This is a genomic window from Candidatus Pelagibacter sp. uisw_091, assembly GCF_059512525.1.
Genome location: NZ_CM183455.1, coordinates 403,788 through 417,219, shown reverse-complemented (window position 1 = coordinate 417,219; position 13,432 = coordinate 403,788). Strand labels below are relative to the sequence as shown.

The window sequence follows — 13,432 nt, the reverse complement described above, 5'->3', positions numbered from 1 at the left end:
AATAAAATTTATGTCTTGTAATGTTGCTTTCATTGGTCTTGGTGTCATGGGTTATCCAATGGCTGGTTATATATCAAAAGCTGGTCACAATGTAACTGTTTATAATAGAACTTCTTCAAAAGCAGATAAATGGGTCGCAGAATTTAAAGGATCAAAAGCCAATACTCCTGCAGAAGCAGCAGAAGGTGCAGAGTATATATTCACATGCGTTGGAAATGATAACGATCTTCGTGAAGTAACTTTTGGTGATAATGGTATTTTTAAAACAATTAAAAAAGGTGCTATCTATATTGATAACACTACAGCTTCTGCAACAATCGCAAGGGAGATTTATGAATTTGCAAAAAAAAATGGATTCGGATCATTAGATGCACCAGTATCAGGTGGTCAAGCTGGTGCAGAAAATGGTGCACTAACTGTTATGATTGGTGGTGATCAAGCTGATTTTGATAAAGCTAAAGATAAAATTGATTGCTATAGCAAAAAGATGAAATTATTAGGTGGTGCAGGAAATGGTCAACTAGCAAAAATGGTTAATCAAATTTGTATCGCTGGTCTAGTTCAAGGTTTATCAGAAGCGATTAACTTTGGAAAAAAAGCTGGTTTAAATATGCAAGATGTAATTGAAGTTATATCTAAAGGTGCTGCTCAATCTTGGCAAATGGAAAACAGGTACAAAACGATGATTGATGATCAATTTGAATTTGGTTTTGCAGTTGATTGGATGAGAAAAGATCTAAAAATTGCAATGGATGAAGCTAAAAATAATGGCTCTCTCTTACCTGTAACTGAGGTTGTTGATAAGTATTACGGCGAAGTTCAAGAGATGGGTGGAAACCGTTGGGACACTTCTAGTTTGATTAGAAGACTTAGTAAATAATCTATAATGCAACCAACATACTACGAAGATTTTGAAGAGATCAAAAATAAGATCTGGTCAATGCTAGATAATGCTATCAAAGATAGAGGTTCTCAATTTAGAATTCCAGTATTTATTTGTGGTGGCCAAGATGACTTTGATGGAAGAATTGTAGTCCTTAGAAAATCAGATCGAGAAAGTAGCTTAATACAATATCATAGTGATATCAGATCAGATAAAATTGCTAAATTAAAAGCAAATAAAAATGCGGCAATATTATTTTATGACAAGGATGAAAAGATTCAAGTTAGGCTTAAAGTTGAATGCACCGTTAATCATGAAAATGATATTACAAAACAATCTTGGTTAAAAACAGGTCATATGAGTAGAAAGTGTTATTTAGTAGACAACGGACCAGGAACATTATCTGAAACCCCTACTTCAGGGTTAAAACCTGAGTTAGATAATTTTGAATTTACAATGGAGCAAAGTGAGGTGGGATATAAAAACTTTACTGTTATTCAATGTAAAATTAAAAGTATTGAGTGGCTTTATTTAGCAGCTAAGGGTCACCGTAGAGCTAGATTTGATTTAGAGAATAACAAAGATACTTGGTTAATTCCTTAATAAAAACTAGCTTTTACATCTCCAAATGCAGATGATGTAACTTCAATTAATTTTTTATCATTTATTGGAACAGGAAAACCATAAGCACCTGTTAAAATTAAATCACCTTTTTTTAGATAATTATTATTTTTAGCTTGCTCATTAACTAACCAATTTAATTCAGATAACATATCAACTGGCCATACTTTGTTATTCCAAGTATCAATAATTTCATTATCATAAATAAGCTTAAGATCAGTTTCAATTTTTTCTATTGATAGTTTTGTTTCTGGTCCTATGACCACCCCGGCATGTATCGCATTATTTGCAAGTAGTTCTGCACCGTATGGCTCGTTTCCATGAAAGACTAAGTTGTGAATTTCTATTAAGGGATAAATTCCTTCAATTGACTGAATTATATAATCAAAAGATGCTAACTCAAGTTTGATATCACGATTTAATATAATGCCAAATTCAGCTTCCATTGCAGGATTTGTGTAATCTTTTTTGACTAATCTTACGCCACTAGCATATAATTCACTTTTCCAAAGGTAGCCATATGCTGGTTGAGTAAACCCCATTTTTTTTTGAGTATCTTTTGAAACACAGCCTATCTTATAACCAATAATTTGATCTCCTCTCTTCACTCTCAGTCTCGCAACGTTTGACTGAATAATTAGAGCATCTTCATTAGTTATTTTGATTTTATCTTTAAAAATTGAACTAGGATTTTTATTATCATAATCCTCTAAAATTTTATTTGTAAATATATCTAAATCTTTTTTAGAAAAGTTACTCATTACAGTTTTAAAATACTGATTTAGAATATTTTTTCCAGTTATCCTGGTAGTGAATAGCATTTTCAGTGATTGATTTTGCTTCTTCACCTGAGACTTGTCTTACAATTTTACCAGGAGATCCAACAACTAGAGAATTATCAGGGATGATTTTATTTTCAGTGATCAGTGCTTTAGCCCCTATGATACAATTTTTCCCAATCTTTGCTCCATTTAAAATTACAGCACCAATTCCAATTAAAGAATTGTCATCAATTGTGCAGCCATGAAGCATAACTAAATGACCAATAGTTACATTTTTACCAATTTTTAATGGGTAGCCTGGATCAGTGTGCAATACACTCCCATCTTGAACATTTGAGCCTTCGCCTACATGAATATTTTCAACATCACCTCTTAAGGTAACATTAAACCAAATGCTGGTATTTTTTTCTAAAGTAACATCACCAATGATAGATGCGTTAGATGCAGACCAATTATCACCTAAATTTTTAACTTTTTTATCTTCCAAATCATAAAACATAACTTATATATTAATATAACATGCCGTTAAAAACTCCAATATGTGATTTCGGACAAGCTGCTAAAAGCTTTGAATTAAAGTCCACTAATAACGAAATTATTAAATTAAATGACGTTAAAGGGACAAATGGAACTTTGGTTATGTTTATTTGTAACCACTGTCCTTATGTAAAAGCAGTCATTAAAGACATTGTTGAAGATTGTAAAAATTTAGAAAAAATTGGAGTAAAAGCTGTGGCTATTTCAGCAAATGATCCAGTAAATTATCCTGAAGATAGTTTTGAAAATATGATTGAGCTTGCAAAAAAGCATCAGTTTAGTTTCCCTTATCTATTTGATGAAACTCAAAATGTTGCAAAAAGTTATGATGCAGTATGCACTCCTGATTTTTTTGGATACAATAATAATTTAGAATTACAATACAGAGGTCGAATAAGAGAATTAGACAATTTAAAACCAGTAAGAGCTGGTGATAGTGATTTATTTACAGCAATGAAACATATAGCTGAAACGACCAAAGGTCCTGAAACGCAAATTCCAAGTGTTGGCTGTGGTATTAAATGGTTAGATAATTAATGTACTTAATAGTTACAAAAACATTTCCTCCAGAAGTTGGGGGTATGCAGAATTTAATGTGGGGGTTGGCTAACGAACTTTCAAAACATTACATGATAAAATTATTTGCAGATTATCATGAAAATCATAAATTATTTGATGAGCAAGTTTCTTTTTCTATAGAGCGCGTTGGAGGAATAAAACTTCTTAGAAAATACAGAAAAGCTCAATTAATTAATGAATTTATTAAAGAAAATAAAATTGATGGTATTATTGCTGATCATTGGAAAAGTTTAGAACATCTTAAAACTAATAAAAAAAAGATATGTTTAATCCATGGTAAAGAAATTAATCATGAGAAAGGTACCTCTCTTAACAAAAGAGTATTAGAGGTTTTAGGTAATGTTGAAACTATCGTTGCTAATTCTGAATATACTAAAAATTTAGCTATTTCATTGGGTGTTCAGCAAGATAAAATTATAGTTATTAATCCCGGTGTTGACCCTGTTGAAGAATTGGATAAAAAAACTTTAGATAAAGTAGAAAGCTTATTAAAACATAAATTTCCAAGACTTATTACCGTTTCTAGATTTGATAAAAGAAAAAACCATGAAAAAGTAATCATGGCGCTTCGAAATTTAAAACAGATTTATCCTAGTATTATCTACATTTGTGTGGGTAATGGAGATGAAGAGGAAAATATTAAAAAATTAGTAGCAGAACTAGGTCTTCAACCTCAAGTGATGTTCTTTAAAGATATCTCTAATGAATTAAAAAATGCACTAGTTGCTAAATCAGATATTTTTGTCATGCCTTCAGTTGTTAATAAAAAATCTGTTGAAGGGTTTGGGATAGCTTATGTTGAAGCGGCTCAATATGGATTGCCTTCTCTTGGAGGAAAAGATGGAGGTGCAGCAGATGCAATCGAGCATGAAAAAACAGGTTTAATATGTGATGGTAATGAATTAGATGAAGTTTACTCATCAATTAATTTAATGTTAGAAAATAATAAACTCCATGAGTATGGAAAAGCTGCCAAAGAAAATTCTGCTAAATTTAAGTGGAGTACGATTATTGAAGAATATAAAAAAATTCTAAACTAAATCTTTTTATTCTTAATTGTTTTATAAATTTGCCATCCAACAATTAGAATTGTAATTCCTATTATTATAGCGGTAAGAGGTCTGTCCCATAAAAAAGTCCAAGATCCATCACTTATTAATAAAGATCTTCTTAAGTTTTCTTCCATTAATCCACCAAGGACAAAGGCTAATATGAGTGGTGGCATAGGAAAATCATATAAGCGCATAAAAGTTGCAACAACAGCTATTCCAATCATTAAATAAATATCAAAATTATTAAATGACATTACGTAAATTCCTGTAATTGAAAAAAATAGAATAAGTGGAATTAAATAATTTTTAGGTACTGCGAGTATTCTTGCTATGTAAGGTATCAAAGGTAAGTTTAGAATAAGCAACACTACCATTCCAATGTACATGGACATAATAACTGACCAAAAAATTTCAGGATTAGTTATATAAAGTCTGGGCCCTGGTTGAATTCCAAATCCTAATAAAGCACCAAGCATTACAGCAGTAGTCCCACTTCCAGGTATTCCTAAAGTTAGTAGTGGAACAAAAGCTCCAGAACATGCTGCATTATTTGCAGTTTCTGGTGCAGCTAAACCATGAACACTACCTTTGCCAAATTTTTCTTTTTCTTCATCACTAACAAAATTTCTTTCCATTCCATAAGCTAGAAATGAAGCAATAGTTGCTCCAGCTCCTGGTAAAACTCCAATTAAAAAACCAATAACTGAGTTTCGAGGAATAGCTTTTAACATTTTACCTCTCTCTTCTTTATTAATCTTAATTGAACCTAGTTCTGTTAATGAAACTTGTTTTGCAACAGCAGATGGATCATTTCGTTTTAAAATAATTGTTAAGGCTTCACTCATAGCAAAAGTTGCCATTACAACTAAAACGAAACTTATCCCATCAGATAAATTCATATTATTAAAAGTAAATCTTGTAATATCAGATAAAGAATCTTGTCCAACTGATGCCAACATTAAACCTAGAACAACCATCATCATTGCTTTTAAAAATTGCCCCTTTGATGAAAAAGCTGCAATTGCTGTTAAACCTAAAATCATTAAAGCAAAATAGTCTGGTGATCTAAAGGATAAACTTACTTTAGATAAGCTTGGTGCAAGAAATAATAAATATATTGAGGCAAGTGTTCCACCTGCAAAAGAACTCCAAGCAGCGATCGCTAATGCTTTTCCAGCTTTACCTTGTTGAGCCATAGGGTAACCATCAAATGAAGTTGCAACAGTTCCAGGAACACCTGGAGCATTTAATAAAATTGATGAAGTTGATCCACCAAATACCGCACCATAATAAACACCTGCCATTAAAATTAATCCAGTAGCAGGGTCAAAACCATAAGTGATAGGTATCATTAATGCAATTGCCGTCATTGGTCCAAGACCGGGTAGCATCCCAATGATGGTTCCAAAAAAACAACCAATCATAACCATAAATATGTTTTGAAATGTGAGAGCTGTTTTTAAACCAATTAAAATTCCTTCAATCATCCCATAACTCCAATTAGTTTTAAAAATGGATCTCTTAAATAAATTTCAAGTACTCCATGTAAAAGGTACATAAAAGCACCAACAAAAGGGAAAGAGAGTAAAAATATTAACTTCCACCTTCTCTCACCTAACGCATAATAAGAAGACGCTAAAAATAGAGAGGTTGTTAAAAAATAACCTACTTTTAATATGGTTGCTCCATAAATAATGGCTATAATCACAAGTATAGCTGTTTTTTTATACTCTAAATTATTATGATCAACTTTTATAGTATTACGCTCTGGTAAAATAATTTTTAAACCAGAAAAAAATAAACCTGCATAACCTAAGTAAATTGGAAACGTTCTGGCATTAAAAGGTGCATTTTCATCAAATGAAAAAACTTGAATTTGATACGCGATATATAAATAGAATGCTGAGAAAATAAAAAAGAGCAGTGATATAATTTTAGTAGTATTTATATTCACTGCTCTAATTTTTGAATAATCCTAAAGGATTATATAACTCCTAATTTCTTCATAAGAGCTGTCATTTCTACAGTTTGTGCATCTAAGAATTTAACAAAATCCTTATCTGAGTTATAAATATTAACCCAAGCATTTCTTTTTCTAACAGCTTCCCATTCAGGAGTTTTCATAACTTTACCTAGCATTTTAGATAGAGCTTTTTTATCTTTATTACTCATATTTGGAGGTCCAAAAAATCCTCTCCAGTTTACGAACTGAACATCATATCCTTGTTCTTTTAGAGTTGGTGCATCCGGTGCATCAGCTACTCTTGAAGGAGCAGTGATACCAATAATTCTTACTTGGTCTCTTGCACCCATAAGTTCACCTAAACCTGTAGAGATAATTTGAGTTTCTCCAGATAAAAGTCCAGCTAACGCTTTTCCACCAGCATCATAAGGAATGTAAGCAACATCATTTGGATTAGCACCAGCAGCTTGGAAAGCTAAAGCACCAATTAAATGGTCCATACTTCCTCTTACTGATCCACCAGCCATTTTGATAGAGCTTGGATTCTTTTTGTATGCATCAACTACATCTTTAAAGTTTTTATAAGGTGAGTTTTTTGCAACTGCAATCGCACCGTAGTCACCAATTACACCAGCGATCGGTGTAACATCTTTATAGGATAAAACTCCAGATCCTGTAACATAACCTTCGTGTCTAGTAATAGATCTTAAAACTAGAGGTGTAGATTGTACTAAAATTGTATTTTTAGGTTGAGTGTTAATCATGAAAGCTAAAGCTTTTCCACCACCACCACCTGACATATTTTCAAATGATGCACTTTTTAACATTCCTGATTTTGTTAAAGCTTCTCCAGTACCTCGAGCAGTTCCATCCCATCCACCACCAGCACCACCACCAATTACGAAATGGATTTTATCCATTGCGATTGAATTTGTTGCTGTTGCAGAGAATAATAGAATTACTGAGAATAATACTGAAACTAATTTTTTAATGTTTTTCATTATATTCCTCTATTGTTAGTTTTTAATATTTGCAGTTAATTACAGTATCATTATGAATGCAAGTTATCGTATTGGTACAACTTGACGTTGATTTTTTTTCTTGCTTAAATGGTGAGCATTCTCTTTAATGTTTTTATAATAAAAAGAATAGATATCACTTATTGGGAGAATTTATTTTCTACTATCTTTTTTAAGGTAAGTGATAAAAGAATATTTGTTAATGAAAAATTCTTCTATTCAATTTAATTCCTCTAACATTAAAGAATTATTTTCTAAAAAATTTCTATTAGTCATTTTAATTTCAATCCCAAGTGCAATTGTAGCTGACTATTTTGATATCCCATTAGCATGGATGCTTGGTCCTATGCTTGTAATTTCAATTGCAGCATTAAGTGGAATAAAAACTAAAATGCCAAAACTAGCTTTAAGTTCAATTTTAATAGTTCTTGGGCTTCATATTGGAAATTATATCGATCAAAATTTAATCAATCAAATGACTGAATGGGTGTGGACTTCAATAATAATGTTTGTCTATATTTTGATAAGTATTTTAATTGTATCTAAATATTTACAAAAATTTTCAGACTATAATGTCAAAACTTCTATTTTTTCAGCAGCACCAGGTGCTTTAGGACCTTTAATGATATTGGCTGAACACGAAAAATCTGATTTATCACAAGTTGCTACATCACATTTAATTAGGTTAATTATAATAATAACTGTCATTCCTTTTTTTGTTGTTAATTATTCAACAAATGAAGCTCTAACAATTGAAAAATTTAATTATCTTGATCAAAACCATTTTCATCTTTTAATTCTCTTAATAGGTTCGATATTATTGATTTTCTTATTTGATAAAATTGGTGTGCCTGCTGCATTATTATCTGGGACATTAGTTGCAAGTGGAATTTTACAAATATCTGAAGTTGCTTCCTATAAACTACCAGATGAAAGTATAAATTTTTGTTTGCTTATTTTAGGTGCCTCAGTTGGTTGTCGTTTTGCAGATAAATCATTAAAAGAAGTTGCTGGTAATTCTTTTCATAGTTTGGTTGCAACTGTAATACTGGTAACACTTGGATTGTTCGCTGCAATTGTTGCAACATATTTTGTTGATACCAATTTCTTAACTTTACTTTTATCTTTTTCTCCTGGAGGAATCTATGAAGTAGCAGTTATTGCAATTGCTTTTGATTTAGACCCTAACTTTGTGGCATTTCATCATATTATTAGATTGCTAATGATACTCTTCACTGTTCCTATAATATTGAAAATTATTGGTAAAAAATTAAATTAATATTTTTTCTAATACTTTACCTGCGCTTAGTTTTTCTAAATCATCAACTTGTATTGCTTTAAAATTTTCTCTTTCAATACTAACTTTAAAGGCTGTTGTATGCTTACCAAATAAAGCAATTCCTTTTACTCCAAGATGAGCAGTCATGTGAGCTGGACCTGTATCATTTGCAATAACAAATGAACTTTCATTAATCAAACTTGCAAGTTGGGAGATATCTAAAGCTTTACCTTTATCTAAAATTGAAACAGCATTAATGTTTTTCGCATCATCAATTTCAGATGGTCCAGGTGCAACTACCACTTTAATTTGGTCTCCATATTTAATTTTAATTAACCCTATTAGTTCATTGTAATGGGGCCATTTTTTATGAGTTAGATGAGCTGAGCAAAAAGGAAATAATACAATATATTTATCTAAATTAAATTCTTGTTTAATATTATTAATGTTAGTTACAGCCCAATTAAAGTTAGGTTTCATAGTGTGTTCAGTTTTAGTTCCAGAAGTTTTAAGTTGATGATCAAATCGATTTAAAACAGGTTTTCTATCAAATTCTATTTTTAGGATATCTATAGGTAAAGTTGTTTCAGAACTAGACCATTTATCAGATTTCGCTTTTGTGAATAAGATATTTTTATAAAAAGTTGTCCTAGATGAGTTTTGAAGGTCATATATTTTTTCAAAATTGAAATTTTTTAATATTCTAGTTAATTGATAAAGGTAAATAAGATTAAACTTTGATAACCTTTTATCTAATATGACATTATGTATAAATGGATTTTTTTTAAATAATTCAAAATATGGCTTTGTAGTTAATAAATGTATCTGGTCTTTTTTATGATTTTCATAAATATCTTGAATTGCACCACTTGCTTGAGCTATATCTCCAAGTGAACCGTGTTTAATAATTAAAATATTAGACATATTTTTAACAAGTTAGCATACTATAAATTTTTATGAATAAAATTCTAGTCGAAGTATCTGTTGGAGAACTTTTAGATAAAATTTCTATCCTTGAAATTAAAAAAGAAAAAATTAAAGACTCTGAAAAACTAAAGTTTATCAATGATGAGTATAGTATTTTAAAGGGTCAATTAGAGCAAAATGTAAAATCTGATGATAAACTTAATAATTTATTTCAATCTCTAAAAGAAATTAATGCTAAATTGTGGGTTATTGAAGATGATAAAAGAATATGTGAAAAAAATTCTGATTTTGCAGAAAACTTTATAAAACTTTCAAGAGATGTTCATTTCCTAAATGACGATCGTGCTAAAATAAAATTAGAAATTAACAATCTTACTGGCTCTAAAATTAAAGAAATTAAAGAATATACCTCTTATTGAAAACTATATTTTTTTTCTAAGTATTTTATCAAATTGTGAATTAAAAAAGTCATAAACAAATAAATTGCTCCAGCTGTAATAAATATTTCCAATGGTTTGTATGTAGTGGAGACAATGTGCTTAGCAACACCTGTAATATCCATCAATGTAACAGTGCTTGCTAGAGAAGTGCCCTTCATCATTAGTATAATTTCATTACCATAAGCAGGCAAAGACTGTCTAATAGCAACAGGTATTTGAATTTTATAAAAAATAATTTTATTTGAAATTCCTAAACTTTTACCTGCCTCAATAATTCCAGGTTTAATAGTTTGAAAAGCTGATCTTAAAATTTCAGATGTATATGCACCAGTATTTAATGCAAATGCTATTATTGCACACCAATATGGTTCCTTAAAAATAACCCAAAGAAAAGTTGTTCTAAAGTATTCTATTTGTCCAAGCCCATAATAAATTATAAATATTTGAACTAATAAAGGTGTACCTCTAAAAATATAAGAATAAGTATAAGCAAATCTATTAATAATAGAATTTTTACTTAGTCTTAAAATTGCAAATAACAAACCAATAAATAAACCAATTAATAGTGATGCTGATAATAATTTTAAAGTTATAACTGCTGCGCTCAATAATTTTGGTAAGCTCGAAGCCATTAATCCTAAATCCATTAAAATCCCCTACTATATTTAACTTCAAGCCTATTAATCAATTTCATGCTTAAAAAAGTTAACATCAAATATAAAACTGCAGCAAAAGAATAAAAAAATAATGGATCTCTCGTTGATCCTGCTGCAATATATGATTGTCTCATAATCTCAACTAAACCAGTAACAGATATTAATGATGTGTCTTTTAAAGTTATTTGCCAAACATTACTTAAATTAGGAATTGCTAGTCTTAGCATTTGAGGCATTATTACTTTTAAAAAGTAAATATATTTTTTTAATCCTAAAACTTTACAAGCTTCAAACTGACCTTTGTCGATCGATTGAATTGCTCCTCTGAAAACTTCCGTTGAATACGCTCCTGAAATTATACCAATTGCAACAGATCCTGTAATAAAAGCATTTATTTCTATATATTCATTATAGCCAAATATTGATGCCACATACATTATTGCCCCACTTCCACCGAAGAAAAAAAGGTAAATTACCAATAACTCTGGAACACCCCTTATGACAGTAGTGTAAGAGTTAGCCACAAGATTTAGAAATTTATTATTTGATAGTTTGAGGGGTGTAAAAATTGCTGAAAATAAAAAACCTATTACCATTGCTGTAATTGAAACAGCAATAGTCATTAGAGTTGCATAAAACAACTCATCTCCCCAACCAGTTTTTCCGAAAGTTAAAAGATCCATTATCGAAAGGGCGACTAAATAAATAGTCGCCTTTTCAAAATATTAATTACATAGAAGCATCAAAGCCAAAATGCTTTATCGCAAGTCTACTAATAACACCATCTTTTCTCGCTTGATTAATGGCTTTGTTAAAAGCATTTAAAAGTTCAGCATCTCTTGCACCAAGTGTTCCACCTAGTTGAGAGGCCTGTCTTAAGCCAACTCCTACACCATTACCAAATGCTCCGCCTGAAAAAGTTGGTCCAACAAGAACAACTGATTTTCCAGATTTGTCAGCATAATCAGTAAATGCTACAGCAGCAGCTAAAGCTACATCACATCTTCCAGAAGCTAAGTCTAAATTAACTTCATCTTGTGTTTTGTAAGTTCTAACATTAACTTTTCCTACATCACCAGACTCTAAAAAGTTTTGGTGAATAGTTCCTGTTTGAGTACAAACAGTTTTACCAGCTAACGCAGCAGTAATAGTTTTTAAAGCTTTTTTAGCATCACCATTTGGACTAGAAAGTCCAATACCAGCAGGAGTATCAATTCCTTCAAGACTTGAACCTTTCATTACAGCAAGAGAAGCTACTTCATCAGCATAACCTTGAGAAAATGTTATAACTTTTTTTCTTTCATCAGTGATTGACATCCCAGCCATTATTGCATCAAATTTTCTCATTTGAAGAGCTGGTATCATTCCATCCCAATCCTGTTCTACGACTTCACATTGTCTTCCTATGTATCTACATAGTGAATAAGCTAATTCAACCTCAAATCCAATTAGTTTGCCTGAAGCATCTTTTGAATTCCATGGAGGATAAGCTCCTTCAGTCCCAATTCTAATTTTATCAGATGCGTAAACATTTCCAATAATTAGTAGAGAAGCAAGAACTGAAAAAATAGTTTTTTTAAATATATTCATTATTTTCTCCTTTGATTAAATAAATATTATTTCACAAATTTAGTGAATTAAAAAGAAAATTAATGGTTTATTGAAGATGAAAAATTCCAAGAACAATCAAAACTAGGGATGTAAACTCTAGATAATTTAGTATTCCCAAAGTGATGATTAAATACATTTAGCCAGTTATCAACTTGTTTAGGCTTTTTATCTTGGCTTCCAACCTGAGCTGTAATTACTCCTTTTGGTTTTAATATTCTAATCATAGAGTCCATATTTTTAGCAGCCAAATCTATACAAAATTGGTCATCATTAAGGTCTACAAATATGTGGTCATAGGTATCTTCTTTTACAGATTTTATATTTTCAAACGCATCTCCCCAGACACATTTAACTGAATTTTTTTCAGTAGCTTTTTTTCCAATATCTCCTAAGTGTTTGTTGCAAATATCCACAACTTCAGGATCAAGCTCATACCAATCGACAAAACTAAATTTTTTTGAAATACATTCTCTAGCAACACCACCATCACCACCACCAATTATAGCAGCCTTTTCATTATCTTTGTTTAGATCTAAACCAGCGCCAACAAATGTTGAGCTATATAAATGTTCATCCGTTGAAGCAACTTGAATTTCACCATCAATAAATAGAGATTTACCAAATTGTTCTAAATCTAAAATTTCAATATGTTGACCAACTTTGGAATTAAAATCTTCAATCACATCATTAACTATATATGATTTTTGCAAACCTGGAGAACTATAAATGTCATGATACAAAGATTTAGTATCTCTGTTAAACTCTTTTTTAATAATTCTTTTATATTTAAATTCTTGTTTAATGATTTCGAAGGCAATTGATGGGCTAATCTTTCCACAAGTGAAAAAATCAAAACTAATAATTCCTTTTTCAGGAAATGTATGAAAGCTAATGTGACTTTCTGCTAATAAAGCAAGTATTGTAAAACCCTGTGGTTCAAATTTATATTTTGAAATTTTAAGAACAGTTACTTCTGCAACTTTTGCAATTTTATAGATGGCATTCTCAAAGACTGAAGGATCATATTCCTGAGTTGTACCGATAATATCTAAAGTTATATGTTCACCTACTTTAGTCATAAAA

Annotated in this window: 16 protein-coding genes; 6 read left to right on the top strand and 10 right to left on the bottom strand. The window is 30.6% G+C overall.

Annotated features, from left to right (window positions below; all coding sequences use genetic code 11):
• Window positions 1–10 precede the first annotated feature (10 nt).
• Together AC5YGA_RS02225 and AC5YGA_RS02220 are read left to right on the top strand one after the other, a co-directional pair.
• A complete protein-coding gene (locus tag AC5YGA_RS02225) occupies window positions 11–880 on the top strand; it encodes an NAD(P)-dependent oxidoreductase (protein WP_415309118.1) in 870 nt (289 codons plus the stop codon).
• Window positions 881–886: 6 nt separating this feature from the next.
• On the top strand, window positions 887–1,486 hold the full coding sequence (locus tag AC5YGA_RS02220; RefSeq protein WP_415309117.1) for a pyridoxamine 5'-phosphate oxidase family protein: 600 nt from the start codon (window positions 887–889) through the stop codon (window positions 1,484–1,486).
• On the opposite strand, the gene AC5YGA_RS02215 is transcribed toward AC5YGA_RS02220, so the two are convergent.
• Both AC5YGA_RS02215 and AC5YGA_RS02210 read right to left on the bottom strand, forming a co-directional pair.
• On the bottom strand, window positions 1,483–2,265 hold the full coding sequence (locus tag AC5YGA_RS02215; protein ID WP_415309116.1) for a fumarylacetoacetate hydrolase family protein: 783 nt from the start codon (window positions 2,263–2,265) through the stop codon (window positions 1,483–1,485). The genes AC5YGA_RS02220 and AC5YGA_RS02215 overlap by 4 nt on opposite strands.
• A gap of 7 nt (window positions 2,266–2,272) precedes the next feature.
• Complete coding sequence (locus AC5YGA_RS02210) at window positions 2,273–2,785, bottom strand: gamma carbonic anhydrase family protein (protein ID WP_415309115.1); 513 nt, start codon at window positions 2,783–2,785, stop codon at window positions 2,273–2,275.
• A 20-nt stretch (window positions 2,786–2,805) separates the two neighbouring features.
• On the opposite strand from AC5YGA_RS02210, the gene AC5YGA_RS02205 reads away from it, so the two are divergent.
• Window positions 2,806–3,360 carry a thioredoxin family protein gene (locus AC5YGA_RS02205; protein WP_415309114.1) on the top strand — a complete coding sequence of 185 codons (555 nt, stop codon included), beginning with the start codon at window positions 2,806–2,808 and terminating at the stop codon, window positions 3,358–3,360.
• Window positions 3,360–4,442 carry a glycosyltransferase family 4 protein gene (locus tag AC5YGA_RS02200; RefSeq protein WP_415309113.1) on the top strand — a complete coding sequence of 361 codons (1,083 nt, stop codon included), beginning with the start codon at window positions 3,360–3,362 and terminating at the stop codon, window positions 4,440–4,442. The genes AC5YGA_RS02205 and AC5YGA_RS02200 overlap by 1 nt, the downstream gene beginning before the upstream one ends.
• Here AC5YGA_RS02200 and AC5YGA_RS02195 read toward each other — a convergent pair.
• Genes AC5YGA_RS02195 through AC5YGA_RS02185 form a run of 3 tightly spaced genes read right to left on the bottom strand, consistent with a single transcriptional unit; the run spans window position 4,439 to window position 7,418 of the window.
• Entirely contained in the window at window positions 4,439–5,941 is a 1,503-nt protein-coding gene (locus tag AC5YGA_RS02195) for a tripartite tricarboxylate transporter permease (RefSeq protein ID WP_415309112.1), read from the bottom strand. The two genes, AC5YGA_RS02200 and AC5YGA_RS02195, sit on opposite strands and share 4 nt — an antisense overlap.
• On the bottom strand, window positions 5,938–6,408 hold the full coding sequence (locus tag AC5YGA_RS02190) for a tripartite tricarboxylate transporter TctB family protein (protein WP_415289891.1): 471 nt from the start codon (window positions 6,406–6,408) through the stop codon (window positions 5,938–5,940). The genes AC5YGA_RS02195 and AC5YGA_RS02190 overlap by 4 nt, the downstream gene beginning before the upstream one ends.
• A 29-nt stretch (window positions 6,409–6,437) precedes the next feature.
• Window positions 6,438–7,418, bottom strand: a complete 981-nt coding sequence (locus tag AC5YGA_RS02185) for a tripartite tricarboxylate transporter substrate binding protein (protein WP_415309111.1) — start codon at window positions 7,416–7,418, stop codon at window positions 6,438–6,440.
• Between the two features lie 220 nt (window positions 7,419–7,638).
• Here AC5YGA_RS02185 and AC5YGA_RS02180 point away from each other — a divergent pair, with 220 nt between their 5' ends.
• Window positions 7,639–8,715 (top strand): AbrB family transcriptional regulator, encoded by a 1,077-nt coding sequence (locus tag AC5YGA_RS02180; protein WP_415309110.1) that lies wholly within the window; start codon window positions 7,639–7,641, stop codon window positions 8,713–8,715.
• Here the strand turns inward: AC5YGA_RS02180 and AC5YGA_RS02175 are convergent.
• Window positions 8,707–9,639: a glycosyltransferase family 9 protein gene (locus AC5YGA_RS02175; protein WP_415309109.1), complete on the bottom strand. Its 933-nt coding sequence runs from the start codon at window positions 9,637–9,639 to the stop codon at window positions 8,707–8,709. The genes AC5YGA_RS02180 and AC5YGA_RS02175 overlap by 9 nt on opposite strands.
• Window positions 9,640–9,671: 32 nt before the next feature.
• On the opposite strand from AC5YGA_RS02175, the gene AC5YGA_RS02170 reads away from it, so the two are divergent.
• Window positions 9,672–10,061: a DUF6165 family protein gene (locus AC5YGA_RS02170; protein ID WP_415309108.1), complete on the top strand. Its 390-nt coding sequence runs from the start codon at window positions 9,672–9,674 to the stop codon at window positions 10,059–10,061.
• Here the strand turns inward: AC5YGA_RS02170 and AC5YGA_RS02165 are convergent.
• The 4 genes from AC5YGA_RS02165 to speD are packed head-to-tail and all read right to left on the bottom strand — an operon-like array spanning window position 10,055 to window position 13,428.
• Window positions 10,055–10,729 (bottom strand): ABC transporter permease, encoded by a 675-nt coding sequence (locus AC5YGA_RS02165; RefSeq protein ID WP_415309107.1) that lies wholly within the window; start codon window positions 10,727–10,729, stop codon window positions 10,055–10,057. The genes AC5YGA_RS02170 and AC5YGA_RS02165 overlap by 7 nt on opposite strands.
• Complete coding sequence (locus AC5YGA_RS02160) at window positions 10,729–11,421, bottom strand: ABC transporter permease (RefSeq protein WP_415309106.1); 693 nt, start codon at window positions 11,419–11,421, stop codon at window positions 10,729–10,731. The genes AC5YGA_RS02165 and AC5YGA_RS02160 overlap by 1 nt, the downstream gene beginning before the upstream one ends.
• 46 nt (window positions 11,422–11,467) lie before the next feature.
• The gene (locus AC5YGA_RS02155; RefSeq protein WP_415309105.1) at window positions 11,468–12,328 is read right to left on the bottom strand and encodes a transporter substrate-binding domain-containing protein; all 861 of its coding nucleotides are present in this window, start codon (window positions 12,326–12,328) and stop codon (window positions 11,468–11,470) included.
• 59 nt (window positions 12,329–12,387) lie between these two features.
• Window positions 12,388–13,428: an adenosylmethionine decarboxylase gene (gene speD, locus AC5YGA_RS02150; protein ID WP_415309104.1), complete on the bottom strand. Its 1,041-nt coding sequence runs from the start codon at window positions 13,426–13,428 to the stop codon at window positions 12,388–12,390.
• Window positions 13,429–13,432: the final 4 nt, after the last annotated feature.

What these genes read in the sequence shown, in the direction of transcription:
- AC5YGA_RS02225 (WP_415309118.1), top strand. Translation starts at nt 11, where the DNA reads ATGTCTTGTAATGTTGCTTTCATTGGTCTTGGTGTCATGGGTTATCCA.
- AC5YGA_RS02165 (WP_415309107.1), bottom strand. Translation starts at nt 10,729, where the DNA reads ATGGATTTAGGATTAATGGCTTCGAGCTTACCAAAATTATTGAGCGCA.
- AC5YGA_RS02210 (WP_415309115.1), bottom strand. Translation starts at nt 2,785, where the DNA reads ATGTTTTATGATTTGGAAGATAAAAAAGTTAAAAATTTAGGTGATAAT.
- AC5YGA_RS02205 (WP_415309114.1), top strand. Translation starts at nt 2,806, where the DNA reads ATGCCGTTAAAAACTCCAATATGTGATTTCGGACAAGCTGCTAAAAGC.
- AC5YGA_RS02195 (WP_415309112.1), bottom strand. Translation starts at nt 5,941, where the DNA reads ATGATTGAAGGAATTTTAATTGGTTTAAAAACAGCTCTCACATTTCAA.
- AC5YGA_RS02155 (WP_415309105.1), bottom strand. Translation starts at nt 12,328, where the DNA reads ATGAATATATTTAAAAAAACTATTTTTTCAGTTCTTGCTTCTCTACTA.
- AC5YGA_RS02185 (WP_415309111.1), bottom strand. Translation starts at nt 7,418, where the DNA reads ATGAAAAACATTAAAAAATTAGTTTCAGTATTATTCTCAGTAATTCTA.
- AC5YGA_RS02170 (WP_415309108.1), top strand. Translation starts at nt 9,672, where the DNA reads ATGAATAAAATTCTAGTCGAAGTATCTGTTGGAGAACTTTTAGATAAA.
- AC5YGA_RS02175 (WP_415309109.1), bottom strand. Translation starts at nt 9,639, where the DNA reads ATGTCTAATATTTTAATTATTAAACACGGTTCACTTGGAGATATAGCT.
- AC5YGA_RS02215 (WP_415309116.1), bottom strand. Translation starts at nt 2,265, where the DNA reads ATGAGTAACTTTTCTAAAAAAGATTTAGATATATTTACAAATAAAATT.
- AC5YGA_RS02180 (WP_415309110.1), top strand. Translation starts at nt 7,639, where the DNA reads ATGAAAAATTCTTCTATTCAATTTAATTCCTCTAACATTAAAGAATTA.
- speD (WP_415309104.1), bottom strand. Translation starts at nt 13,428, where the DNA reads ATGACTAAAGTAGGTGAACATATAACTTTAGATATTATCGGTACAACT.
- AC5YGA_RS02160 (WP_415309106.1), bottom strand. Translation starts at nt 11,421, where the DNA reads ATGGATCTTTTAACTTTCGGAAAAACTGGTTGGGGAGATGAGTTGTTT.
- AC5YGA_RS02200 (WP_415309113.1), top strand. Translation starts at nt 3,360, where the DNA reads ATGTACTTAATAGTTACAAAAACATTTCCTCCAGAAGTTGGGGGTATG.
- AC5YGA_RS02220 (WP_415309117.1), top strand. Translation starts at nt 887, where the DNA reads ATGCAACCAACATACTACGAAGATTTTGAAGAGATCAAAAATAAGATC.